At 53.0% G+C, this 23,773-nt stretch carries 31 protein-coding genes; 23 read left to right on the top strand and 8 right to left on the bottom strand.

Going from position 1 to position 23,773, the window contains the following annotated elements; translation table 11 throughout:
• Positions 1-74: 74 nt before the first annotated feature.
• The 3 genes from J2Y48_RS12195 to J2Y48_RS12205 are packed head-to-tail and all read left to right on the top strand — an operon-like array spanning position 75 to position 1,032.
• Positions 75-233, top strand: coding sequence for a hypothetical protein (locus J2Y48_RS12195; RefSeq protein WP_310417835.1), 159 nt, complete (start codon positions 75-77; stop codon positions 231-233).
• On the top strand, positions 230-565 hold the full coding sequence (locus J2Y48_RS12200; RefSeq protein ID WP_310417839.1) for a DUF2958 domain-containing protein: 336 nt from the start codon (positions 230-232) through the stop codon (positions 563-565). The genes J2Y48_RS12195 and J2Y48_RS12200 overlap by 4 nt, the downstream gene beginning before the upstream one ends.
• A gap of 8 nt (positions 566-573) precedes the next feature.
• Positions 574-1,032 carry a hypothetical protein gene (locus J2Y48_RS12205; protein ID WP_310417842.1) on the top strand — a complete coding sequence of 153 codons (459 nt, stop codon included), beginning with the start codon at positions 574-576 and terminating at the stop codon, positions 1,030-1,032.
• A 503-nt stretch (positions 1,033-1,535) separates the two neighbouring features.
• On the opposite strand, the gene J2Y48_RS12210 is transcribed toward J2Y48_RS12205, so the two are convergent.
• Both J2Y48_RS12210 and J2Y48_RS12215 read right to left on the bottom strand, forming a co-directional pair.
• Complete coding sequence (locus J2Y48_RS12210; protein ID WP_310417845.1) at positions 1,536-1,958, bottom strand: hypothetical protein; 423 nt, start codon at positions 1,956-1,958, stop codon at positions 1,536-1,538.
• Between the two features lie 44 nt (positions 1,959-2,002).
• Positions 2,003-2,236 (bottom strand): hypothetical protein, encoded by a 234-nt coding sequence (locus J2Y48_RS12215; protein ID WP_310417849.1) that lies wholly within the window; start codon positions 2,234-2,236, stop codon positions 2,003-2,005.
• An 821-nt stretch (positions 2,237-3,057) separates the two neighbouring features.
• Here J2Y48_RS12215 and J2Y48_RS12220 point away from each other — a divergent pair.
• From J2Y48_RS12220 to J2Y48_RS12255, 9 genes are all read left to right on the top strand, one after another.
• Positions 3,058-3,696, top strand: a complete 639-nt coding sequence (locus J2Y48_RS12220; RefSeq protein WP_310417852.1) for an NUMOD3 domain-containing DNA-binding protein — start codon at positions 3,058-3,060, stop codon at positions 3,694-3,696.
• Complete coding sequence (locus J2Y48_RS25370) at positions 3,668-3,895, top strand: NUMOD3 domain-containing DNA-binding protein (RefSeq protein WP_405030219.1); 228 nt, start codon at positions 3,668-3,670, stop codon at positions 3,893-3,895. The genes J2Y48_RS12220 and J2Y48_RS25370 overlap by 29 nt, the downstream gene beginning before the upstream one ends.
• A 45-nt stretch (positions 3,896-3,940) precedes the next feature.
• Positions 3,941-4,117 (top strand): hypothetical protein, encoded by a 177-nt coding sequence (locus J2Y48_RS12225; protein WP_310417856.1) that lies wholly within the window; start codon positions 3,941-3,943, stop codon positions 4,115-4,117.
• Positions 4,118-4,147: 30 nt separating this feature from the next.
• A complete protein-coding gene (locus tag J2Y48_RS12230; protein WP_310417859.1) occupies positions 4,148-4,612 on the top strand; it encodes a hypothetical protein in 465 nt (154 codons plus the stop codon).
• Positions 4,613-4,721: 109 nt separating this feature from the next.
• Positions 4,722-5,078 (top strand): hypothetical protein, encoded by a 357-nt coding sequence (locus J2Y48_RS12235; protein WP_310417862.1) that lies wholly within the window; start codon positions 4,722-4,724, stop codon positions 5,076-5,078.
• A gap of 87 nt (positions 5,079-5,165) precedes the next feature.
• The gene (locus J2Y48_RS12240) at positions 5,166-6,467 is read left to right on the top strand and encodes an ImmA/IrrE family metallo-endopeptidase (protein WP_310417865.1); all 1,302 of its coding nucleotides are present in this window, start codon (positions 5,166-5,168) and stop codon (positions 6,465-6,467) included.
• Positions 6,468-6,864: 397 nt separating this feature from the next.
• Complete coding sequence (locus J2Y48_RS12245; protein WP_310417868.1) at positions 6,865-7,317, top strand: lysozyme; 453 nt, start codon at positions 6,865-6,867, stop codon at positions 7,315-7,317.
• A gap of 392 nt (positions 7,318-7,709) precedes the next feature.
• On the top strand, positions 7,710-8,093 hold the full coding sequence (locus J2Y48_RS12250) for a hypothetical protein (RefSeq protein WP_310417872.1): 384 nt from the start codon (positions 7,710-7,712) through the stop codon (positions 8,091-8,093).
• 55 nt (positions 8,094-8,148) lie between these two features.
• Entirely contained in the window at positions 8,149-8,622 is a 474-nt protein-coding gene (locus tag J2Y48_RS12255) for a hypothetical protein (RefSeq protein WP_310417875.1), read from the top strand.
• 12 nt (positions 8,623-8,634) lie between these two features.
• Here J2Y48_RS12255 and J2Y48_RS12260 read toward each other — a convergent pair whose 3' ends face one another.
• Positions 8,635-9,486 (bottom strand): DUF2971 domain-containing protein, encoded by an 852-nt coding sequence (locus J2Y48_RS12260; RefSeq protein ID WP_310417877.1) that lies wholly within the window; start codon positions 9,484-9,486, stop codon positions 8,635-8,637.
• A 156-nt stretch (positions 9,487-9,642) separates the two neighbouring features.
• Here J2Y48_RS12260 and J2Y48_RS12265 point away from each other — a divergent pair, with 156 nt between their 5' ends.
• The 3 genes from J2Y48_RS12265 (at position 9,643) to J2Y48_RS12275 (ending at position 11,792) form a co-directional block, all read left to right on the top strand.
• The gene (locus tag J2Y48_RS12265; protein WP_310417880.1) at positions 9,643-10,413 is read left to right on the top strand and encodes a hypothetical protein; all 771 of its coding nucleotides are present in this window, start codon (positions 9,643-9,645) and stop codon (positions 10,411-10,413) included.
• Between the two features lie 260 nt (positions 10,414-10,673).
• Positions 10,674-11,312: a recombinase family protein gene (locus J2Y48_RS12270; RefSeq protein WP_310417883.1), complete on the top strand. Its 639-nt coding sequence runs from the start codon at positions 10,674-10,676 to the stop codon at positions 11,310-11,312.
• 90 nt (positions 11,313-11,402) lie between these two features.
• Complete coding sequence (locus J2Y48_RS12275) at positions 11,403-11,792, top strand: hypothetical protein (RefSeq protein WP_310417889.1); 390 nt, start codon at positions 11,403-11,405, stop codon at positions 11,790-11,792.
• A 459-nt stretch (positions 11,793-12,251) separates the two neighbouring features.
• Here J2Y48_RS12275 and J2Y48_RS12280 read toward each other — a convergent pair whose 3' ends face one another.
• The 5 genes from J2Y48_RS12280 to J2Y48_RS12300 all read right to left on the bottom strand — a co-directional run bounded on the left by J2Y48_RS12280 (position 12,252) and on the right by J2Y48_RS12300 (position 15,610).
• Entirely contained in the window at positions 12,252-12,785 is a 534-nt protein-coding gene (locus J2Y48_RS12280; RefSeq protein WP_310417892.1) for a hypothetical protein, read from the bottom strand.
• Between the two features lie 113 nt (positions 12,786-12,898).
• Entirely contained in the window at positions 12,899-13,591 is a 693-nt protein-coding gene (locus J2Y48_RS12285; protein WP_310417895.1) for a hypothetical protein, read from the bottom strand.
• Between the two features lie 60 nt (positions 13,592-13,651).
• Complete coding sequence (locus J2Y48_RS12290) at positions 13,652-14,566, bottom strand: hypothetical protein (RefSeq protein ID WP_310417898.1); 915 nt, start codon at positions 14,564-14,566, stop codon at positions 13,652-13,654.
• Positions 14,567-14,945: 379 nt separating this feature from the next.
• A complete protein-coding gene (locus tag J2Y48_RS12295; protein ID WP_310417901.1) occupies positions 14,946-15,344 on the bottom strand; it encodes a DUF5681 domain-containing protein in 399 nt (132 codons plus the stop codon).
• Positions 15,344-15,610, bottom strand: coding sequence for a hypothetical protein (locus tag J2Y48_RS12300; protein WP_310417904.1), 267 nt, complete (start codon positions 15,608-15,610; stop codon positions 15,344-15,346). Before J2Y48_RS12300 ends, J2Y48_RS12295 begins: the two co-directional genes overlap by 1 nt.
• Before the next feature lie 81 nt (positions 15,611-15,691).
• On the opposite strand from J2Y48_RS12300, the gene J2Y48_RS12305 reads away from it, so the two are divergent.
• The 8 genes from J2Y48_RS12305 to J2Y48_RS12340 all read left to right on the top strand — a co-directional run bounded on the left by J2Y48_RS12305 (position 15,692) and on the right by J2Y48_RS12340 (position 23,696).
• A complete protein-coding gene (locus J2Y48_RS12305) occupies positions 15,692-16,090 on the top strand; it encodes a hypothetical protein (RefSeq protein WP_310417907.1) in 399 nt (132 codons plus the stop codon).
• 93 nt (positions 16,091-16,183) lie between these two features.
• The gene (locus tag J2Y48_RS12310) at positions 16,184-17,617 is read left to right on the top strand and encodes a terminase large subunit domain-containing protein (protein WP_310417910.1); all 1,434 of its coding nucleotides are present in this window, start codon (positions 16,184-16,186) and stop codon (positions 17,615-17,617) included.
• 81 nt (positions 17,618-17,698) lie between these two features.
• A complete protein-coding gene (locus J2Y48_RS12315; protein WP_310417913.1) occupies positions 17,699-19,957 on the top strand; it encodes a hypothetical protein in 2,259 nt (752 codons plus the stop codon).
• A 10-nt stretch (positions 19,958-19,967) separates the two neighbouring features.
• Complete coding sequence (locus J2Y48_RS12320) at positions 19,968-20,222, top strand: hypothetical protein (protein ID WP_310417916.1); 255 nt, start codon at positions 19,968-19,970, stop codon at positions 20,220-20,222.
• A 61-nt stretch (positions 20,223-20,283) separates the two neighbouring features.
• The gene (locus tag J2Y48_RS12325; RefSeq protein ID WP_310417919.1) at positions 20,284-21,237 is read left to right on the top strand and encodes a hypothetical protein; all 954 of its coding nucleotides are present in this window, start codon (positions 20,284-20,286) and stop codon (positions 21,235-21,237) included.
• 88 nt (positions 21,238-21,325) lie between these two features.
• Positions 21,326-21,634, top strand: a complete 309-nt coding sequence (locus J2Y48_RS12330; protein WP_310417921.1) for a DUF6107 family protein — start codon at positions 21,326-21,328, stop codon at positions 21,632-21,634.
• A gap of 240 nt (positions 21,635-21,874) precedes the next feature.
• The gene (locus J2Y48_RS12335) at positions 21,875-22,432 is read left to right on the top strand and encodes an HK97 family phage prohead protease (RefSeq protein ID WP_310417925.1); all 558 of its coding nucleotides are present in this window, start codon (positions 21,875-21,877) and stop codon (positions 22,430-22,432) included.
• 19 nt (positions 22,433-22,451) lie between these two features.
• Positions 22,452-23,696 (top strand): phage major capsid protein, encoded by a 1,245-nt coding sequence (locus J2Y48_RS12340; RefSeq protein ID WP_310417927.1) that lies wholly within the window; start codon positions 22,452-22,454, stop codon positions 23,694-23,696.
• Positions 23,697-23,773 lie beyond the last annotated feature (77 nt).

The raw sequence follows: 23,773 nt of genomic DNA on the forward strand, positions 1-23,773 counted from the left end.
CCTAAGTAATCTTTGCTCGCAAAAGTGGCAAGCGGCTTTAGCGTCCCATTTGTAAGTTGCAAATGGAGATGCAAATGATTGCTACTGGTTTTCGTGTGTGGGGTAAGATCGATGGCGTGAAGTTCGATCAGGTGTTCAGCAGCGTTTCCGAATGGAAAGCAGAACGCAAAATGATCGAGCAACAAGCAAGCGTAAACGTGCAAGGAATGGCGTCGGTTGAGGTGGCAGCATGAAACTGCTCACTGCTGAACTACGCGCTCAACTCATCAACAACAATGTGACTGCTCGCGACACCGATCATATCCCGGTCGTCAAATGGTTCACGCCTTGGGCAAACGCGACCTGGATCATCACTGAAATGGAACCCGATAGTCGTTGCTTTGGTCTGTGCGATGTCGGCCACGGCACGCCTGAACTCGGTTATGTCAGTGTCGAGGAACTGGAAAGCGTCAAAGGTCCATTCGGATTGACCGTGGAGCGGGACTTGTCCTTTAGTACGAAGATGCCGTTATGTGTGTGGACGGCGCTCGCAAGGGCAAACAGACGTATTTCATCACCCGATTAAGGTAAGCAATGGCTTTGGACACAGTTGGTTTTTATGTCACTAGCCGCAACCTCGTCCCCGGCTCGATTATTCAGCCGGGGAATTGGGGTACGGTGATCAAACAGTATGGAAAAGCCCATCTGCGCTATGCGGATGAAATGCGCTTTGAAGAAATAAGGGATTCGGAGTTTCCGAGTAAGCCATCGAGGCTAACCTCGAATTTCCTGTGTGCGAGGCGAGAAGACGCAGACTGGTACCAACAGGCTGCGCACCCAGACGACGCTATCTACGAGGTCGCATGGGATCAAGAACTCGACTGGCATCAAGGTTGTATTCTGCTTCTTGATAAGCAGGATGGAATGACGCTGGATCAAAGGGCAAGGCACTATTGGGCCTTTGATCACGGCATTTCTGTAGATGGCTTTGTGCCTTACGAGATAGTAACTCAATCTCCAATGCGCATTGTTCAGGTGTTAGGTCAACCATAGTCATTGGTGAAAGCACCAATGATGAGGTGTGTGTGATTGGTGCATCGGAAGGCAATTGCTTTAGTTGCAGTGTTCTTTTCGTACTCATGCACATATTTACCGCGTTCACTCAAAGTGAAGCCGCGGAGTGAGAAACATCCGGGGCTTTTCTGTCTTATAGACGTGCGTTGCGATCCATGCGTTTCTGCGTCAATTCGATGCTTGCTGCTGTAACGTAATCGCTGATTTCGCCCAATACGAACCAAGCACGAAGCGCTAGCAGCAGAAGCCCTGCGCAGACCAAATAAGTGAAATATACCATGCATTTACCTCCGTTATAAAACTACCCCCGCTAGTGCCTTTGATTTCAAAGGGCAACCGATTGTTTTCACTCGTACATATGAAAAAGCCCACTCGGCAAATGAGCAAACCGAGTGGGCTACAGAACGCAATCAATGGACGGAGTAAAATCCAATGATCGCTGAGAGCGTTAGGAGTGAGGAAGGAGTGCTCTCATATCGTATTTAGTTGTTGGATGCATTTTGACGTAGTTCTGCAATCCATTCGCTAACCGTCAGCACCTCTCCTCCATATCGTGCTGCTGGCCTGACAATGCCGCGCAAACGCGGTTTCAGTTGGCGATTTGTCAGTTTCACATATTCGGTTCGGTTTACGGGTTCGATGTTGTCGAGGCTCCACGCCTTCATGTCATCGATACGTTTGATCGGTAGTCCCTTACGTCGTGACAAGACACGATCAACGATGCCTTCCTTGATGATGAAACGGAGGAATTCATCCTGTGTGAGGTCGAGCCGATCCTTCTTTATCGTCATGCGGTAATTGCGGAATGTCTCGAATTTGGCTGTGATTTGCGTATGTAGGTCCATATTCGAATTATGCAGGTTCGCCATCCAAAGGGCGATAAAGAAAAACCCGGAGAACCTCATTGTCCTCCGGGCTGAGCAGTAAGGGCAAATTGCCCTCGTTCTATTTAATCGAGTGACACGCTATGCGCTTCTATCCAGCGCATTACATCGGCCTCGTCTTCCTCGTTGGCTCTAATGCGTTCGGCAGCATCGCGCATCTGCTCATTGCGGACGCGTCGGATATACAGGGCCATCGCCTCTTTGATGGCTTCGTCTGGTGATTGCTGCTTGGTCGCTGCCGCTTCTATGAAGCGCTGCGATAGGTCATCACCAACCTGAAAGTTCACAAGTGCGGTCATCGTTGTGCCCTCTGCAACTTCCGCATGTTACTCGGGCTGGCCGTGTAGGGCAAAGGCCGACCGCTAGGAAAAGTGACTGCACGGAAAGCAGTCATAGAGGCTCATAGAGCGCAGGGGCGATTTTGCGCGTTATGGCTGCGCGGTGACGGCGCAACGCAGCCAGTGACGCTCTATGACGTGTTCCTGTGCGCTTTACGACTGAGGTTGCTGTGCTGCTTGTGATCGCTGTACGCGCCCTTTTCTATCTCCCACCCAATGGCCCAACCAACGATCCACCCAATCAACCCCAAACGGGAAATCAAGGAGTACAACTCCACCCGTCGGCAGACCCCAAACAATCAGGAGCGGAGCGACCACTATGCCACCAGTCCTGAGTTGGCAGAATGCCAAACTAGGACGAGCGTAAGCGACTGCGACAAGTCGAGTAAGCGGGTCTTGAGTGCCAACGAAAGAACGCGAAGCGAGACGCCGTCGCCAGCGCTTTGCGCTGAGGAAATGGGGGCGTTGGTGCAATATACTACTACGTAGTATATGGTACTAATGTTCCTATTGCTTCAGTGTAATGCCTGTCTAATAATACTATGGAACCAATGTTCCTATTACTTCAGGAGTCCTGAAAGTAGGGTACATACCAGAATGTAAATACCCAGCAGGACAATTCCTGTGTCTCCTATGGAAACCCGGCTCGTATCCAAATCTAGAGCCGGGTTTTTTCTTGAACAAAAATAATGACAGACGAAAGAGCGCTCCTGTAGTGGTAAAATAGTAAATACATTTGACGCAAGCCGAATGGATACCGGCAGTCAGATTAGGAGATCAAAATGGACAATATCGTTTACGTCGATTCATCGCCGCGCGAAGTCATTAGCGCAATCACCGGCCGACAAAGCAATAAAAATCTTACGCCTCATCTTGAGCGTATGTTCGAAAGTTCCCGAAGCCGTCAACTACGTGCCGGTGTTCTCTTTGAACTAACTTTCGAGGAGTACCTGACCCTGATCAGCAAGGGCCGTCGTCGCACGATGCAGCAGGCTCTCAATCGCGGGAACCTCAAGGGCTTCATGGAAAGCGATAGGGGTTACGTTCTGACATGGAAGGGACGTGCCGAGAAAGCAGCCGGTGTCATGAACCTCGAAACTGCAATGTTCGTGAACCGCGAAGCAAGTCGCCGTGCCCAACACCTCAAGAAGGGTGACACGCACCGCGAGGATTCCATCGAGGCTATCCGCCAGTCCCGTCTTGGTAAGCGCTGGGACGAGGAAACGATTGAACGCATCCGTCAGAGCAACGCTGGCCAAACTCGCAGCGATGAAACCCGCCAACGCATAAGCGCAGCACGCAAGGGCACAAAAGACAAAGAAGTAACCAAAGCCGCCAAGAGCGAAGCCGCAAAGGCTCGTTGGGCCGCATATCGAGCAGCAAAGGAGAAAAATGTTCCAGAAGGGATCAAACCACACTGAGGAGACAAAGAAGAAGATCAGTGACTCACTAATGGGAAGAAAACGAACGCAAGCGGAGAGGGACGCGATCAGTCGGGGAAAGATGGGAAGAATCCGCACAGAAGAAGCGAGAGCCGCAATGCGTGAAGGATGGAAAAGACGCCGCGATGGAATGGCGAATAAAAGACCTAAAAGCGACGCATATGATGCGCTCTTGTGACTCAAATAGTAAATACACTTGAGCAAGAAGAAGGAGAACTCAAAAATGAGCGACAACGAAAAACTAATTGAAGCAATCAATTATGCTGCTGACCGAATTGAAGCAGCCGTAAAGGCCCTCTACGCGGCGAATGCATATTGGAAAAATCAAACTCCAATGCGGTTGGATCAGGCGCAGCAGTTATATTGCAACTGCGACGTATGCCATGACAGCAGACACTAAGATCAAACATTTTCAGTAAGGAGTAATGAAATGAATACGATTAACCTAGACGATATTTTTACAAACCTAAACATCACGGTTCAGGCGCTACCATCGCGCTTGGACCCACTAGCCGATTTGCAGCGCAGCAATATGCGAGTGGATTATTCGCCACGCTTCGGCAAGACCGCAGTTCCGTTCATGGACTTCTCAAAGGGTGATCGCCGTTGGCTCGATCACCTTATTGAGGAACTGGCGATGATCGCTGATGTCTACCCAGCGGATAAAGTCATCATGTTGGGCTACTCGACCGCAAAGCGCGGAACAGGTGGCAAGCAAACGTGGCAGCAATACGTTGATGGCCTGTATGTGGACAAAGTGCTTCCGCGCAAGGACTACAGCGAGAGCCAATTGAAGCATTTGCCGGTTCTCATCGACCAATTGCGCGGAGGTAAGCGATTGGCTGGATGCGGAACATTGGAGTTCCGCAATATCACGAACGGCAAGACGCTTTAAGGGACTTTGCTAGTGGATTAACCTTTGGCCTGTGGGTTTGCGCTTACAGGCCAATTCTTTTATTGAATAGGAATGACGTTTTATCACCTGCTTCGGGACTGTCACTCCAATGGATAAAGATACAAATATAGGCTTCGCGAGTGGTTGGTTTGCATTTCTGATAATGGTGTGGGTCATTCATTACAATGATTTCGACCCAATACCCACGTGGATCAAAGTAGTTACGGGGTTAAGCATCGGCGTTGTCGCTCTTGGGTACTATTCCAAAGAGGCGGAGCACAAGAAACGCGTGAATGAATACGACGCGTTTCTTAATTCATTATCGAGGGAGGATCGAAGAGAGTTTGATGACTTCGTAAGCGAGAAAATGAGAAACAACCCTGACTTCGTGAATGCGTTGGAAGCGCAGAGGATATTGTTCCTTGAGGAGAAAAACAGGCAAAGCCGCAATTCGCGAACCGACTGAAAGAACGAGGCATCGGCCCCTAGAAATAGCGGAAATTAGAAAAATGAAGGATGATCCTGTCCCAGTTGCTGTTGTCGAGGATCAGTCGTGAATTCCACTGCTAAGGGCAATAGTCTCGAAGACGCACTTTGTGACTATCTAATCAATCAGCAGGAGCGAGGAAATCTCGTCTACGACCTATATCCGCCAGAACGGTGCATAATTCGCAAGAAGCCGAAATATGACTGCCCGGAGAGGAGGAGACCGGTCGAGTTCGATGTCGTGATAGAACTTTATCGCGAGGGCAGAGAGGCGCCGCATTCCTACGTCGTTTTCGAATGCAAGAACTACAAGTCCGGTATTCCTGAAAGCCGGGTGACTGATTTCTCCGACAAGATGGGCCGAATATTCGGGCATTCCGTGAAAGGCATTCTCGTCGTGTCGTCGCGCTTGCAATCAGGCGCGGAGAACATTGCTAGAAGCAGATCAATGGGCATCGTGAAGTTCAACGAGACCGGGGTGGACGTGGTCGCGGATCGCCGTCGTCCGTACGCCGTCGAAAGTGCCTTCGTAAAATCGCAGATTTTTGACGAGAAACATCGCGTCAAGTCTTTGAAATTCTCAGCCTACTTTGACGGGAAATTTTTCAGCGACATAGGCCAGTTGTTGGAATGCTTTGAACAAGGCGCGGAAGACAAATCGTCCGGTGGGAGTGAGGGAGTTTCTGTGCCGTACATTTCTACGGACGACATCAGGGCTTTAGCCACTGAGATTCTAGAAGGGATTGGCTATAAAGCCGGTCACGTTGATCTCGCGGAAGTATGCGCGGCGATGTCCCTCGAACTGAAGTTCAGCCGAAAAAATATCTTCGATGAAGACGGTACGTTGATTTTGGGTTCGGCAAATTTCGATCGGAACTCGATTGAAATCAATTCTCACGATAACGAGTTCCGAGAACGTTTCACCATCGGCCATGAAATTGGTCATTTCTGTCTTCGGCACGGACATTATCTTCGCTCAGAAACGGTAATTGAGCGAGACCTGTTGGTAGATGTGGAGGGGGCAGAAAATTTCAATTTCACGCGGCTAGAATTGCAGGCTAACCTATTCGCTTCGGAGATAATCCTACCCGATCAAGTCTTCCGGCTCGCTGTCGAAGTTGGTCGAAAAAGACTAGAAATGCGCGACATTGGTTTTGGCTATATCTACGTGGACGATAAGCCTTGGAATTACCAGCCGTACAATGAACTTCTCTTTGATCTCTCGCAATATTTTCGTGTTTCAAAGCAGGCTACGGAAATTCGATTAAAGAAACTAGGGATTGTGAATGATCAGCGTAGGTACGGAGATACATCGAGTGCAAACTTGATTGGAGAGATATTCGCTAATATCCAGACAGGTGATCGCTGATACACAAGGCCGTTCGTTGAGCGCGCATAGTCGGCCATGACTATCTCGGTAGGTTGCCAATAAGCACGATATTGCCGTCCTTGTTCCCGCACTCGCAGCGGATACGGCCACGCAGGTTCATCAAGTACTGGTCGCCGCATTTCCGCATCACAGCGTCTTTGTCGAGCCAGCCGATATGACCGCAAGCCCCACACTTTGCTCCAAGCACTTCCCACTGCTGTAGGCCCCGGAGCGTGTGATACTGCGAGGGGTTATGCGGCGCGTACGATGCGGGACGAAACGGGGCAGTTAGATCGATGCCACGCGGATGTCTCATGAGTTCTCTCCCATTCGCGGAATGAGAACAAAATAGGAACATAATCCCAAGTGTGTCAAGGCGTCATCCGGTAAATACGGGATGGCGACACATAGACAAATCAATAAAGCAGGCTTGGACCTGATCAAGCAGTTTGAGGGCCTTCGCACCACTGCTTATCTCTGTCCGGCAAACGTTCCGACAATCGGTTATGGGTCCACGAAGGGCCTCACACGCGCAGATGTAGGCAAAAAGAAGATCACAACTGCACAAGCGGAAACGCTGCTACGAGCGGACCTCGTAAGGTTCGAGAAGGCCGTTTCTTCCCTTGTAAAAGTCCCGCTAACGGATAATCAGTTCGCCGCGCTCGTCAGTTGGACCTTCAATTTGGGCGAAGGCAATCTAGGCAAGTCCACACTGCTCAAGCGCATCAATGCGAAAGCGCCGGTTGCACAGATCGAGGCCAGTTGGATGCAATGGGTGAACGCAGGAGGCAAACGGCTACAGGGACTCGTCAATCGGCGTGCTGCGGAAATGGCGCTCTACAAGAAGTGAACAAAGGTTGTCCTGATTAATCAACGGCAATAGGTCGATTAGGTAACAGGACGACTAAGAGGATGGAATGCGATACAAACTGGAGCGTGAGCGCAATCAGTTGGTGATACTCATACACGAGATAGAAAAGAATCGACAAAAAGAAACCAACGTTGATCAACGCTTGGATGCTCACCGGAGAAGACTTTGCCAGTTGGAATTCCAATTGAAAGTCAAACGATAAATAGAAATGCGGACAAAAAGCCGCTCATAGTATGCTCCTTACTCCGAAAGCCCCGGTCTTCACACTCGGGCTTTCTTCGTTTCAAACGACGCTTCAAACAGCACAATATGGGTAAATAATCTAGCAGAACTCGTATCAGATGGGTTCAAATACAAAGGCAGAACCCATCATGATTGAATCCATCCTCGCGTTCTTCAAAGCACTCTCCGCATTCCTCGTCAGCATCGGTATTGACCCATCACACTTGTTTGCAGGGTTAGCCGGTGCATTTGTCCGTGCAGTAGTGCAGGGCAAGAAACTCACATGGGAACTCATTTCGAGTGTGATCGTTGGTGCACTATGCGCAACTTATTTGACGCCAGTCGCTGTGGCATATTTCGGAATTGCAGCCACTAACGGATTGGCATTCGGCATTGGATTGATCGGAATGTCCATCGCAGAAGGCGCAGTTAAGTTGGGCCACAAGTGGGCAGCGAACCCGAAACTGCCTAAGGATGCCACACCAAAAGACCTACTGGACCTGATTAAGCAGGACGACAAGCCGAAGGACTAAGCGGGGAGGCTGGTTACATAAATATCCTTGAGCAACAATCTCAAGGAGTAACACAATGAGCAGCGTCACAGTTAAGGGCCAAGTCAGCCTGTATCACCAAGGCAACGTCTATAACTGCCAGATCAACGGCCATACGGTTCTAGCGGATAATGAGACCGAATTGTTCGACACAATCGGCAATGTGATCGAGCCGGAATACCTCGCACCATTTACGGGAAACGGATTCACATGGACATTCGTGCGTGATGATACAGCAGCCGAGTATGACCAAGCCCGCAATCACCCAGAGTATCGAGCAAGCGCAGGAACCAGCACGACACTAGCGCTGGGAATTCCAGGTGGTCACTTCACGAGCCACGGCACCTATTTGGTTTATCCCCGCCTAGCCACGTATGAGACAATCGATTGGATCGATGCCAACGCAAAGCACAGGGTAATCGCTTGGACGCTCCCTTGCACGGATTTCCATTTTTACCTGTTTGAAGATGCCAAAGAGGCCATGCTGTTCAAATTACAGTTTGTGGGGTGAATGCGGCGCCGTCTAAGTACGGAACGGAATGGACGACTCCACAGCCTTCACGTGTGAATAAAATTGCGTCTGAGACAGGAACTTTTCTACGCTTTTGCGGGTAAGTGCGGTGTCTTTTCCTGGGCCAATTGTCACGCGAGTGATTGGCAAGCCGACTGTTGGGTTACTAATGTTCACGTAGGGCATGATTACATTGTCGCGAGTTCGATACTCGACCTGCTTCACGACATGTGCCTTTGCAATTATGCGCCACTCTCTCTCTTCTGCGAACGCATCATTCTTGAACCGCGGTGATAGGTCCAAGGTAACCGAACGCCGGTAATCATCAACATTGTAGCCGTCATCTTTCAAGAGTGAGCGGATAATCGTGGCGGTTGTGACTTCGTCATTTAGGGTTTCGCGAAGGAGTTCCATTGCACGCTTCTTCCCGTAGATGACTGCCTCGAGATCGAATTGCAGAGCGCGCGCCACTTTCGCTAACAGAGGACCGTCGAACTGAATTGAGACACTCTGGCTGGCTGAGCCGTAACCTCGCCACTGACTAAGCATGTCTGCTTCCTCGCAGAAACAGCACGCGTAGGTGTCGGGAATGACGTTGGGGCGGGGTGACCGTCCAGTTGGTTTTAGTGCTGCGGCGCTCGGTTCTTGTTCCACGAGTTCATTGATCACGTCTCTGGCAACGTTGATCCCGTACTGCATTTCCTCTTTGTCGTTGAGGAAAAGGATATTGGAGGCTCGGATTCGCGATTCTCTAATGATGCCAAGGAAGCCATCGAGACTCGTGTAATGGGACAAGGTCTTGGGGAAATGCTTCGCGTTTGATGTTGAAGATATGGCTGCAAAGAGATCGTTGTTGTCATCCATGAGGTAAGGCCTAAAGCGTTGTTTCCAAGTGCTTGTACCAGAGGTTGCACTTAATGCAATCGGATCGCCACCTTTCAATAGCCCTGCGGCTATTGACGCGCGGCTTGTAGTCCACAGATGTTTGATCTAGCAACGGTTGGATCGCGAGGGGCGGAGATGGCAAAAAAGAAAAATATCAACTGGCTATGGATCGCCCTAGCGGTCACGGCGGCTTACGGGCTTGCGTCGGTATGGCTTCTGGGTTTGGGGCATGTCGCGACCTTCATTACGAGCAATCCCACATCACTAAACGCGATAGGTGACTTCACGGCTGGAATGTTCGCTCCAATAGCGGTGATCTGGCTAGTCGCGGCTGTTATGACACAAAGGCAGGAACTAGAGGAAGCCCGCGAGCAATCGAGATTGACGCAGGAGCAATTTGCGGAAAATCAGCGCGTAGTTGATGAGCAGTTGAAGACGATCAATAGCCAGAACGCGCTCTTGCGAACGCAGCACCAGCAGAGCGTTGAGAACGCGATAAAAGCATACCGCCTTAGCCTCTACGACAAGCGGATAATAATCTACCAAAAGTTCATTGACATTGGCGAAGAGTACAGCGGAGATGCGTGGGGCGATGAAGGTTATTGGAGACTTGTAAACCTAGCACAAGAGGCGGCTTTTGTTTTCGATAAGTCAATAGAGGATTGGCTCAATGATATGGCTAATGAGGTGGTAAACTTCCAGCAGTATCGGGATGAAAACCCTATCATGATGGATGATGATGGGTATGGTAATCTTGTTATGGTGAAAAGTAAGGAGAATGATGAGATTATCAGCGGCCGAAATAAGTTTTCACTCTGGTTGGATGAGCAATTTTATCCAGATGTACGAAATGAGAAGTTCTGGCCATTTATGTTCATAAGCGATAAGCCGTATGCGGACGGATAGGGCGGATCAACGAGATATCAACGGAATATTTCAGACTTCACATAATCAACACCAGACACGCGCTAACAGTCGCGTATCCGCAGGAAATCCGCAGGGCAGAGCATTCTGCACCATGCCGATCAAAGGGCAACCGCTCTTTTCAAAAGAATTCCACGCGCTGCAACAGGTAGGATCAAAGGGCAAGCCTATCTTTGCGCTCGCCCTAAAAGTTTTTTGGAAACAGACAAACAACGCTCCTAACGTGTCAGAGGAATGTTGCTGTGCAGACAAACTACGTCGCTTATTATCGCGTTTCCACACAGATGCAGGGTAAGTCCGGTCTAGGGCTTGAAGCGCAGCGTGTTGAGGTCGAGAAGAACACCCGCAATGGGTCAGTGATTGCCGAGTTCACAGAGATCGAATCCGGTAAGCGCAATGACAGGCCCCAATTGCAAGCGGCTTTGGAATTCGCAAAGGCGAACAATGCCACGTTAGTCATTGCCAAGTTGGACCGGCTTTCGCGTGATCTGCATTTCCTAACGGGCTTCATCAAAGAAGGTGTGCCGTTTATCGCCTGTGATCTTCCGCACGCGAACAAATTCACGCTCCACATAATGGGTGCTGTAGCGGAACAGGAACGTGATTTCATATCAGAACGGACTAAGGCTGCAATCCAAGCGAAGATAGCGCAGGGCGTTAAGTGGGGAACGAACACTGCGAAAATCGAACGTGCTAACATGTTCGCACAAAGCATTCATACGCACGTCCAGACGATCACACAAAGCGGCATAGATACGCCAGCAGCAATTGCAGCAGCATTGAACGAACGCGGTATACGAACGCCACGTGGAGCGGAATGGGGAGCAGGACAAGTAGTGCGCTTACTCCGTCGTATCGAGGAAAAAGAATTCACAAAATAGGAAATGAGTGCTCGCCCTATTCGATCAAAGGCAATTGGAGGGAATGGCAGCAGGGCAGTAACGCACTGCTTAGATCGAAAGGAACTACAAATGACGAACGCACTGGAACTGCTCAAGGCAAGCGCAACGACCGGCAACGTTGGTGGTCGTAATCCGCTGGAAATCTTCTACAGCAAGATCGACACGCAGATTGCTTTTGCCAAGCAGGTCAAGGACGGCAAGGACATCAACACGCGGTCGCTCTGGTTCAAGAAGGACGGTGCACACTACATCGTTCGTGTTGGCCGCAACGCTTTCGAGATTGCGGGTAGCAAGTTGTTTCGGGCCAATGACCTCGATGCAGTGGTCGAACTGCTTGGCGCGGCAAAGGACGCCATCAAAGCGGACAAGGCGCTGCAAGACGTGATCGCCCTGCACAGCATGGAGCGCAGCGAGCGTTTGAAGGCTGGCCGCGCAAAGGGCAAAGCAGCGAAGAAGTAAACGCAACGATTGCTTGCGCAAGCAATCGGATGGCCCAGTCGGAAACGGCTGGGCTTTTTCGTGACCTGTAACGTTTCGCCTGGCTGTGGCTTGCGCGTGCTGCTGCGCTGCAATGGGGAAGCGCACACAGGGTCCACAGGAGTCCCGTCCGCTAGCGGGGCGGGTATGCCGTGCGCGTTGCTGCACTCGGATACTGCTGCGCTTCCTTGATGCCTCTACGGATGACTGCACATCACAGGAGACCGGGAAGCAGTCAAGGAATGCGTTCGTGCTTGGTGCGCACTATGTGCTGCGGGTGTTCGTACGGCTTACGGATGATGCTCCTATGGTCCCTGTGACTGCGCGGAAATGCCTTGGGGTCGGTTACGGCACGGCAGTAGGGGGCACCACCCCCTATGGGTTCTTTAAAATCTCTATTACATGCATCCGCAGATTTGATACGATTTCTAAAACACTCAGTCAGTCGTGATTGGGATCGGCGCTCCACATATGGAAACGCGGTCCAAGTGGCCGATGCTCTTGCGCAAACACTTCGGGATCGTCCAAGGCCATCACCCACGCAAGCGCGGTACGTCTTTCTGAAAAGCACCTGAAACGCATGTTCACACGCCTCATTTCATCGCTTTCGTAGAACCGCTCCGCTGCTGAGAAATACAACGTGTTCTCTTCCTTGATCCCCGCGACGTATTCAGCCTTCGGTTGGTCGTTGAAGTCGTAATCGTAGGCCAGCGCATATCCGTGGGCATCGACGAAGGTCTTTAGCGCAGTCCAAAACTCTGCTGCCTCAATCGAGCGCTCATCACCATTGGTGTTCTTGCCATAATCATCCCTCGTTCCCTCTTTGAGGTGGGTCAGGCGGCTGAAAAACAGGTCGTCACCGATATCGAAGGAGATTTCCCACTGAAGTGCGTGGTACTCGTGAGCGTGATCCTTGTTCTCTAGCACCCACTTGTACAGCGAAACCATATCATCGTAATGATTGGCAATAACCATCGTAGAATCCTTGAAATTGAGTTCGCCGCTGTGATCGTGCATCCTGCGTAGCGCCGAAAACTTCACTTTGAGTGAACGCCATAAAAAAGCCCCGGCGAACCGGGGCTTTTGTTTTACGCGCCGAAACTACACGCGGGATACCATCCCATATCGTCCTGGCCTGTCCTTTCGGGCAAGGCCAAGTGACTCTCTAACTGCCATAGGAACAGATATTTGAGAGCCATCGATTCAGATGGCAAACCATTCACCGCGAATTTGTCGCGCCAACGATAAAACCAGTCGTAGCGACGACTAAGTTCGTGATCCGTGAAAGCCCTGTGTTTGGACATTGTTTCGTCCAACGGGACTTCCGGTAGTTCGACAGGTCGCTGGATAAAGCGCAGATCATGTTCAGAGAGCGTTGCAAGTGCTTCCTTGATCGTAGGAATGGCTCGCATAGCCCCTTCGTGACTCTCGCAAATTCGTGAGAGTGTCAGTCGGCGTTCACTGTCATCCATCTTGAGATCGGCAAAGACTTTGCGCCATTGCAAATGGAGTTCGCTCAGGCTGTGTGCCGTTCTCATGCTTTCAGTGGTGACTGCCTTCACGTGATCTGGTGCCAACTCATGAGCCTTCTGCAGATAGTGCGACCGGTATTTGTAGTCCTCCCACATCCTGTCAATCATGAGGAAATCCATGTCCGTAAACACGGCTTTGAACTCTTCAGGATATATCGGATCTGGACTGCCACGCATTAGCCGGTCACGAAGGCCATTAAGTCGCTGCAATCGCAAGCGTTCACGAATTGAATCATTAAACTTGCTCATGCAGTCCTCCAGACGAAGAAGGGGCGGATTGCTCCGCCCCTCTTGTTACCTCTAACCGTATCAGTCATTGGCCTGCCCCTTTCCCAACAGGGCTATTGCCTTTTTGAAGGCGCTAGCCATGTTCGGCGTCTGGCGCTTGACCACTCCGAGAAGGCCATTGTTCTTCATCCCCGTATCACCGAGGATTTCCAAACCATTCGGCCCCAGGCGGATAATGGCTGACCCGTAGTTGTCTTCACTCAAAGTGAAGGCCGCTTTCAACGTCTCCGTATACGGGATAGTGAAAAGCGGCTGGAGTGCTGCCGCACTAGCCTTCGCCTCGACGGTCCAAACTGTGCGTTCGCGACCATCGGAATTCTGCTGTGCAGTGTCAGCCTTCACAATTTCGGTGATTGTGGGTGCGACCTCCGTTTTACCGTCAATCAGCACGATCGGCTCTTCGCCCACCAGATATTCAGCCACCATTTCGTGACCGATCTGATTGTGAATGAAGAAGCGAATAACACTCGCATACTTCTCAAACGAGCGGTTAGGAACCCACTTCGTTTTCGGCGTGCCGTCTGGCTTGGTCACAGCCTTACCATTCTTGATAGTCTGTTCCCAATCACCATCAATCAACCGAACCAGCGGAAGGAAGATATTCGGAGACTTTTTGCCCCCATCTTCCGTGCCGGTGAGTTTTACCGGTTCGATGCCATGTATTCTGCACTTGGCATCGAGGATGGTAGTGACTTCCGCATTAGTGATGTAGGCTTCGCCCATCTCAACGAAGGTGGCGACCATCGCGGCCAACGCTTTGCGTCCGCGCGCTTCTGCCGTCTTCAAGGATGACACAGCATCCTTTGCCTTCTTCAAGAGGGCATCTGCCTCACGACGGCCCGGTACAGGCCCCGCTCCGAGATTGGTTTGAACCTCACTCGCGCTAATGCAGACTGCGGATTCGGTAGAGGTAGTTTCGTTCATTTCAAGAGTCATAGCGTGCTCCTTTGCTTCCGCTGTTTTTCCCCATGATCGGGCGTGTCACAAAGGAGTGACGAATGATCATGAATACGTCCGCAGCGTATTAAACCCGCTAGAGCAACGAGTTAGACCACCAGAGAGGCGCAAGCCCTTGCCCTGCCACGGGCATACTCGAAGTGGCGAAGTCTTCAGAAGTCCTCCCCGAAAGGAGGCTATCCGCACGCAAATAACAGTTTCAAAGAACAGTCCGGCTGATCCCTCAGCGAGACAATTCCGTTCTAGCCAGAGGCACAAACAAGGCAACCATTAACGCCTGTTATCCTCAAAGACCCCTTAATATATTGGTGGGCTCTAAAATGCTGAAAATATTGGGGTTTCACTCAAAGTGAAGCACCTACTGTCCATCGTCTTTCCCGTCGTCTGGATCGGGGGCAGGGAGAGGCCTGACCTCGATCACTTGCCCCTCGATGATTTCGCGTGCTCGTGCAGCCTTCGCCAGCAGGTCGCTCGTAAACGTGTGCTGAACCTCCCCGGAGACATCGACCTTCTGCGCGGCTTTGCTAACGTGTGTTGCGATGAACAATTCCGCTGCCTTCAATCGAGCCATCTCGTTCTTGCCGTGCAGCATGATTTCTTCGACCGTCTCGATGGCTTTCGGCGTCAGGTAGGCAATCGACGCCTTCAACTCCTCCGGGATTGGTGGACGGCCTTTAACGTTTCCGCTCTTGCCCTTGGTGAACTGGTTCTTTTTCAGGTTAGCCAATTGCGCATCTGTCATTGGGCGTTTCGCCATTACTCCTCCAATCGGTGGCCGCCCAACTGCTTGATAAAGTCGTTTGCGTCACTCTCGTATGTGAAATTCACGATGAAACGATTTTCGTCTGCGCTCGTGATTGTGAAATCCTCGCTGATGGTCGTGCGAATGAATGTGCCGAATTTTGCATCGACCCACGCTGCAATTGCTTCGCTCTTTGGTGTGCCGGGATTGCTCTTGAGATATTCGAGCAAGCCATTCTCACCGCGACGATGTCCATTAGCGATTTCGTATTGAACTCTCATTGTTTCCGCCTATGTTGGTGTTTACCTGTTATTTAAGCGTATCCGCCTAGAAGCACGTCGATTTGAAACGGAGACACACCAATGAGCATGGACATTCGCGCAATGTTCTCAGCCAAGAAGGCAAGAGAACCAGTGCAGGGCGAGCGCGATCCAATCACGCTGTTCAAGAACTCGGTTCGCACACAGATCAAGAAGGTTGAAGAACTCCAAAAAGACCCGCTGACCAAGATCGCGCAGACCAACTGGTTCAAAGCCTACGACGGCGGATATCGTCTCCAGTTGGGCAAAACGCCGTTGGAACTCGATGGTGCCAAGTTCTGGCAAGTCGACAATCTCGATGAGGCTCGCGCACTATTAGAGGGCGCACTTGAACTAGCCGATTCCGACAAGGAATTTCAGGAGGCAATTCGCGCAGCGAAGAAGCCGAAAGAGGCGGAAGCGACTAAACCAAAGCGCGGTCGCAAGCCCAAAGCAGCATAACAAAAGGCCCCGTTTCCGGGGCCTTTTCATTTGAGCCTCCAAAGTAGCACCCGCATGTAAATACCACCGGATTCAATAGCCGGTTGTATACGCATGAGCATTTCAAAGCAGGAGAAGCAGCAGCAAGAACAAGAGATTATTGCGCTTCTCAATGATTTTCATCACGACATTCCGTTATTCGCACTGACCGTATTTGGCTCGACACTTCGCGCAAAACAGGTCGAGTTCGTCAAAGCATTCCAAGACCACAAACGCATCACGTTCAAAGGTGGCGTTGGTTTCGGTAAAACCCACGCGCTTGCGATCCTCGTTTGGTGGTCGCTGTTCACACATGACGATGTGCAGGTAACGATATTCGGCCCGAACGAAGGCCAGTTGCAGCGTGGTATCTGGAAGGAACTGGAACTTCTCTATGGGAAGATGGACAAGACCTTTCGGGATTGGTGGACGCTAACAGCAACCAAAATTGCGCGTAACACGAACTCCGCAGGCTGCTTTGCCACTTACGCGCTTGCCAGCAAGGACAACATTGCAGCAGCACGCGGTATCCACCAGATCAACAACTTCGTCTTTGTGGACGAGGCGACTGGTGTTCCCGATGAGGTCTTCACGGACGCGCTTGAAAACGTCCTCACTGACCCAAACGGCAAACTCTGCCTGATCTCCAACCCATCGAGCACAAACGGCTTCTTTTGGGAAACATGGAACGGGCCAATCGAGAAGATTTGGACAAAGGTACATGGTCGCATGACCGATGCACCGCATGTCACGGCGGATGACCTTGAGGCGAAGGCGCTGCTCTATGGTGGTCGCGATACTCGTCTCTACCGGATCATGGTTGAGGGCGAGTTCCCAGACAACGACACAGACGGCCTTATCCCGCGTTGGGCAGTAGAAGCCGCCGTAGACCAAGAGGACGTTGTTCCTGCTGCTTCCTATCCGGTCATTTGGGGCTTGGACCCTGCCGATGGTGGCGACCGTAGCGTTCTCGTAAAGCGCCACGACAACAAGATTATCGGCATTTCCAAGTTCAACGGCACAGACCTCATGCAGTTGGCGATGAAGGTTCGCGACGAGTACGAGGCAACCCCTCCGAAACTGCGACCCAAGGCGATCTGCGTTGACGCTAACGGCGTCGGTAACGGTGCTTACGTCAACCTGGCCTACATGGGGCTGCCCGCGAAAAAGATCATGGTGCAGAACTCGCCAACACGTAAGCCTGACCTCTACAGTCGCTTGCGCGACCAGATTTGGTGGGAATGCCGGGAGTGGTTCATTAATGGCGGTGTTTGCATTCCCAAGCACGATGACCTGATCAAAGAGTTGGTTACTCCGACTTACGACAGCGAAAACGGCAAGATAAAAGTCGAGAAGAAAGACAACATCAGGAAGCGATTGAAGGGCAATTCGCCTGACTTCGCTGATGCGTTGTGTCTGACATTTGCGATCTCACCAACTCGATATGCAAGTCAGTTCAACTTGGATCGCTACATGCGCCCATCAGTTGACCTATCGCAGTACGAGTGACGCGAAAAATGCGTCCAATCAGTAAATACGAACAATAACAATAAGAATGAGAACGACGGGAAAACCGTCGCGAAAGGCCCCATGGCGAAATTCAACAAAATCAAAAAAGTTGATGAGGACACGCTGGTCAATAGCATTGCCAAGATGGTTCAAGAAGCCGTTGGCGTCTCCGTTACAAACATCGCAAACAAGCAGGAAGAAGCCCTTAAACTCTACATGAGGGAGCCATTCCCAACTGACAAAAAGGGTGATGGCAAATCCAAGTGGATCAGCGCTGACGTACAGGAACGCACGGATTGGGCAACAGCGCAATTGATCCGCGTATTCGACAATCAGCAACAGGTTGTCAGTTTCTGCCCAAATGAACCGAACGATCAGCCAATTGCGGATCAAATGACAGACGTTTGCAACTTCGTTGTGCGTTCAAAGAACTCACACGTTGCGATGTTGTCACCGTGGGTAAAGAACGGCTTTCTCACTGGCCTCGGTGTTACGATGGTCGAGTTCCGCAAAGACAAAGAAGAACTAAAGGCGGAAATCCTCAAGGGTCTCAACGATCAGCAGTTGGTTGAACTCGTTGCACAGGAAGAAGCCGGAAAGATCATCATCGAAGAGCGCGGTGAGCCATATGATGCTCCTGCGCAACCAATGCCGGGCATTCCCGACGAATTAGCAGCAATGGCGCAGCAGATGCAGCCGAAGGTGCGCGATATCAAGATTCGTCGTGTCCGTGAAAACATCCAACTGAATATCCAGAACCTAGCACCGGAAGATTTCATCGTCTCTAAGGATGCGCAGTTTGACCAGCAGACAGGCGGTATCCGCGCCAAGTTGCAGGGTCACAAGCGCGTCATTGGTCGATCCGAACTTCTCGATATGGGCTTTGACGAGAAGAAGGTTGCTGCGGTTCCATCGGCACAAGCCGACCCGGATGGAATGGCTTTGCAGCGCTCCAAGGAAACCGATTACGACGATGGTGTTGGAGAGGTCGAAGATGAAGTGCTCGTGTACGAGATTTACACGCGCATGGCTATCAACGACAACAAGCGTCGTCATTATCGCCTCGTGCTTGCTGGCGACCTAGAAAACAAGCCTGTGCTGCTCCATCGTGAGGAAGTCAGCAAGTTCTATCCGTATGCGGCCTTTGTCCCGTTCCCGATCCCGAACACTCTGTTTGGTCAGGGCATGGTTGATCGTGTTGGCCCGACACAGCGTTTGGTTTCGCAGATCACGCGAGCGCAGCACGACAACCTAAACAAGGTGGTCAATCCGATCACTGTCGTTAATCCCGATGTGACCCGCCCTGACGACTTGCTGAACCTCTATCCGGGTAAAGTCATTCGTAGTGAAGACCCGACCGGCGGCATCTCGTTCATTCAGCAGCCGTTTACGGCGATGCAGGCACAGCCGATCATCGACAACCTGAAAATGGAACTCGACTACACCACTGGTGTTGGTGGTTCGTTGGCGTCCGTGAATGCGTCGGACTTGCAGAACACAACGGCGACCGCAAACGCGCAGCGTGCAAGCAGCCAGCAAATGCTTGTTGAGCAAGTGTGCCGCGAGTTTGCGGACACCGGCTATCGCTACCTGTTCCGCATCATCGTTGATCTCTTCGTGAACCACCCGGAAGAGGCCGAAATCTTCATTCGTCGCCTGACCGGCAATTATGCGCCAATCCGCATCGACGAATGGGATGCAGATATGGACGTGACCGCGAACGTTGCGTTCGGCGTAACCGACAAGATCGGCAATGCGGCCAATCTCCAAGCGGTACTCGGCCTCCAGACGGAGTTCCAGCAGATGGGAATTGCGAACCCGCAGACCATTTACACCACGGCGACTAAGATCGCAGAGAACGCCGGTTTCAAGAACGCCAGCGCGTTCTTTGTCGATCCATCGACATTGCCACCGCCACCGCCTCCGCAGCCAGACCCGGACCCTAATGCGGCTCTCATCGAGGAAATGCGGATCAAGGCGCAGTTGGACGCGGAAGCGAAGCAACGCCAGTACGAATTCGAGTGGAACAAGTTGCGCGTAGAGAACGACTTCAAGCGCGACCAGATGGTTCAGGATTTCGAACTCAAGCGCGCCGAGATCGAGGCCAAGTATCAGGCCCAGGTCGATATTGCCCGTATCCAACAGGAGCAGGCACGCGAGCGCAGCGACGTGGATTTTGCCATCGCCGCACAAGATGCACACGCGCAGATCAAAACGGCCATGCAGCAGCAGGACGCACAGGAAGCGCAAGTACAGCAGGAGCAAGCAGCACTAGCGCAGGCAGCACAACAGCAGCCAGCGATTCCTCCGCAGGCCCCTATGATGCCTCCACAGCAGTAAGGAGCAACCGATGAATCAGGAGATTATTGCACGCGGCCAAAATGCAAAGCGCGTGCTCGACATGCCGGAATTTAAAGCGACGATTGAGGAGGTCCGCAAGGAACTCTTCGATCAATTCCGTAAAACCAATGTTGCGGATTCGGAGCAGCGCGAAGACCTACATAAGATCATGTACGCATGTGACCTGTTTGTGTCTCGCTTGCAGAAGTACGTTGAAGCCGGGGAATTTGAGGTTAACTCGTCGCAACAGCAGGAAGACGCATAACTCAATAAATTCCGTAAAAATCTGTAAATACGGATAATAATAACAACAATGAGGTATACTCATGGATTTGACCAACACTCCCGTCGAGGGAACTGGTTACTCGGTCGATGAAGCGGCCACACACATCGAAAAACTTTTGGACTCCGATGGAACAACCGAAACAGTAGATGCTGACAACGAAACCGATGAGGTTTCAAACACCCTTGAGGATGAAGTCGAAAACGACACGGAACAACCGGAAACGGATTCCGAAGAAGTCGAGCAAGTTGAATCCGAAGGCGAAACGGACGAAGTTGAAGAACCAACTGCACGCGATCCAAACGAAATTCTGTTCGAAATCGATGGCCAAGGAGTTTCACGCGAGGAAGCACAGAAGGGATATCTGAGACAGTCCGACTACACGAAGAAGATGCAAGAACTCGGAGCACACCGCAAAAAGTGGATCGTGCAAGAGGTCGATTATCATCAAATTCGTGCGCAATCTGCGCAGGTGTTGAATGACCTTGCTGCTCACGTTGCACAAGTCTTTGAAATGAACAGTTTCGGCCAAGAGCCGGATTGGGAAACAGAATGGGCTAATGACCCATACGAAGCCCAAATGAAGAAATTCAAATGGGACAAGGACAAAGCAGCATGGCAGGAAAAACAATCCGATCGTGAACACGCTGTAAAGGCGGTTTACGATGCTCAGGTTGAGATCGCTCGTCAGAACGAGGCATATTTGAAGAACAAGCGAGAACACGAAATCATTGAAAGTCGTGAAGCGCTTGCTCGTACATTGCCAGACGTTTTCGGTGATCCACAAAAAGCCAAGGGCTTTCGTCACGAGCGGTCTTTTCGCTCGATCCGCGTAATAATCGGCGCCATCAAGGATGAATTTGCGCGCGAAAACAATCGCATGGGGTTGAGCGCTGAATCGATTTCGGCGGCAGTTGAATCGCCCCGTGCAGCTGCTGGATCGATTCCTGAAGAGACGCAGGCAAGGGATTCAAACGACTCAGCATTTCCAGGCTGACGCAGGGCGAGCCGTCCGGCCGCCATGACGGCGGGACACCTGCTGCCGCTTTCTGCCGAATTTCAGAATAATCTGAAAGGCTTAATAAATGGCTGACTTCGGAAACGACGCGCCGCTTTGGGCGGCGCGATGGGTCGGCTCGGTTGCAGGGGCGGCCGTGTCGCTCGTCTACATGCTGCCGCAGGGGCGCCGCGAGGCGGCCTCGCGCTTCTTCACCGGGCTCGCCTGCGGAATGATTTTCGGCGGGCCGACCGGAGTGTGGATCGCCACCAAGCTCGACATCGCCGCCTTCCTCTCGCGCCATGAGGTGACGCTGGCCGGCTCCGCCGCCGCCAGCCTGACGGCCTGGTGGGGGCTTGGCGTGCTGATGCGCGCGGCGGAAAGGATGCGGCAGTAGGCAATGTCTGCCCCTCATCCGCCTGCCGGCACCTTCTCCCCGCAGACGGGGAGAAGGAAGAGTGCCGCGATGCTTTAGTTCTCTCAGGGGTCGGCGGCTTGCCGCGGCCTGGTCCCCTCTCCCCGCTCTCGGGAGAGGGCCAGGTCGAGGGGCAAAGAGCCACCGAGCGAGGCAAAGCTGTCGGACGACGGCCAGGCTTGCCGACCAAAGTCAAAATTCGTTCCAAGATCGGAGACACCCATGACCACTGACAGGCTGCCGGTCTGGCGGACGAAGAAATATGCGGACCTGACGCTTTCCGGGGTGACCGGCGACGGGGTCTTTTCGGGCTATGCGAGCCTGTTCGACGAGGTTGACCTCGGCAAGGACGCAATCCAGCCCGGCGCCTTTGCGAAGTCGCTCGAGCGGCGCGGACCGGCGGGCGTGCGCATGCTGTTCCAGCACGATCCGGCCGAGCCGCTCGGGCGCTGGCGGACGATCCGCGAGGATGGGCGCGGGCTCTATGTCGAGGGCGTGTTGTCGCCCGGCGTGGCGCGGGCGCGCGAGGTGCACCAGCTGATGAAGTCGGGCGCGCTCGACGGGCTTTCGATCGGCTTCCAGACGGTCCGTTCGAAGACGGACCGCTCGACCGGGGTGCGCCGCATCCTCGAAGCCGATCTCTGGGAAATCTCGATCGTGACCTTTCCGATGCTGCCGTCGGCACGGGTCTCGAACGTGAAGCATGCGCGGTGGTTCCGCGATCGCGAAACCGAGCTGGTCCGCACGATGCGGCGGGCGGCGCGGATGTTGAAACTCTAGCAAGCCAAGGAAGATGGATATGGAGAAACTGACCACCGCGCCCGAAATCAAGGTGGCGCCGGAGACGATGACGGCCGCCTTCGACGACTTCATGGAGGCGTTTGAGGCCTTCAAGGATACAAACGACCGCCGGCTCGGCGAGATCGAGCAGAAACTGACGGCCGACGTCGTCACCCGCGACAAGCTGGAGCGCATCAACAAGGCGATGGACGAGCACAAGCGCGCGCTCGACCACCTGGCGCTGAAGAAGGCGCGCCCGGCCTTGTCGCGCGGGAGCGACAGCATCGAGGCCGCCGAGCACAAGCAGGCGTTCTCCGCCTATATCCGCCGCGGCGACGAGACGGCGCTGCGCGAGCTCGAGGGCAAGGCGATGTCGGTGGGATCGGCTGCCGACGGCGGCTATCTGGTGCCGACGGAGACCGACACGGAAATCGGCCGCCGGCTGTCGGCCGCGTCACCGATCCGCGCGCTGGCGACCGTGCGGCAGGTGTCTGCGGCGGTGCTGAAGAAGCCGTTCGCGACAAGCGGCATGGCATCCGGCTGGGTGGCCGAGACCGCCGCGCGACCGCAGACCGGCACGGTGCAGCTCGCCGAGCTGTCCTTCCCGACGATGGAGCTCTATGCGATGCCCGCGGCGACGGCGGCGCTGCTCGACGACGCGGCGGTCGACGTCGAAAGCTGGATCGCCTCGGAGGTGGACATCGTCTTCGCCGAGCAGGAGGGCACCGCCTTCGTCTCCGGCGACGGCGTCAACAAGCCGAAGGGTTTCCTCAGCTACACAAACGTTGCCGACAATGCCTGGAGCTGGGGCAATATCGGCTACATCGCCACCGGCAATGCCGGCGCCTTCAAGGCGGCGGGGCCCTCCGACACGCTGATCGACACGATCTATGCGCTGAAGGCGGGCCACCGCCAGAACGCCTCGTTCGTGATGAACCGCAAGGTGCAGGGCGAGATCCGGAAGTTCAAGGATGCGGACGGCAACTACCTCTGGCGCCCGCCGGCCGGATCCGGCCAGCAGGCCTCGCTGATGGGCTTCCCGCTGGTCGAGGCCGAGGACATGCCGGATGTCGCCGCCAACAGCGTCTCGATCGCCTTCGGCGACTTCCGCGCCGGCTACCTGGTCGTCGACCGCACCGGCGTGCGGGTGTTGCGCGACCCCTATTCGGCCAAGCCCTACGTGCTGTTCTACACGACCAAGCGCGTCGGCGGCGGGGTGCAGAACTTCGAGGCGATCAAGCTGGTGAAGTTCGCCGCGAGTTGATCGCGGCGCGCGCGGAAGGCGGAGGCGACGTCTGAGACAGGCCTCGAGCCTGCCGAGCCGGCTTTTGGTCGGCCCGC

It is taken from the genome of Mycoplana sp. BE70 (assembly GCF_031455855.1).
GTDB lineage: Bacteria > Pseudomonadota > Alphaproteobacteria > Rhizobiales > Rhizobiaceae > Mycoplana.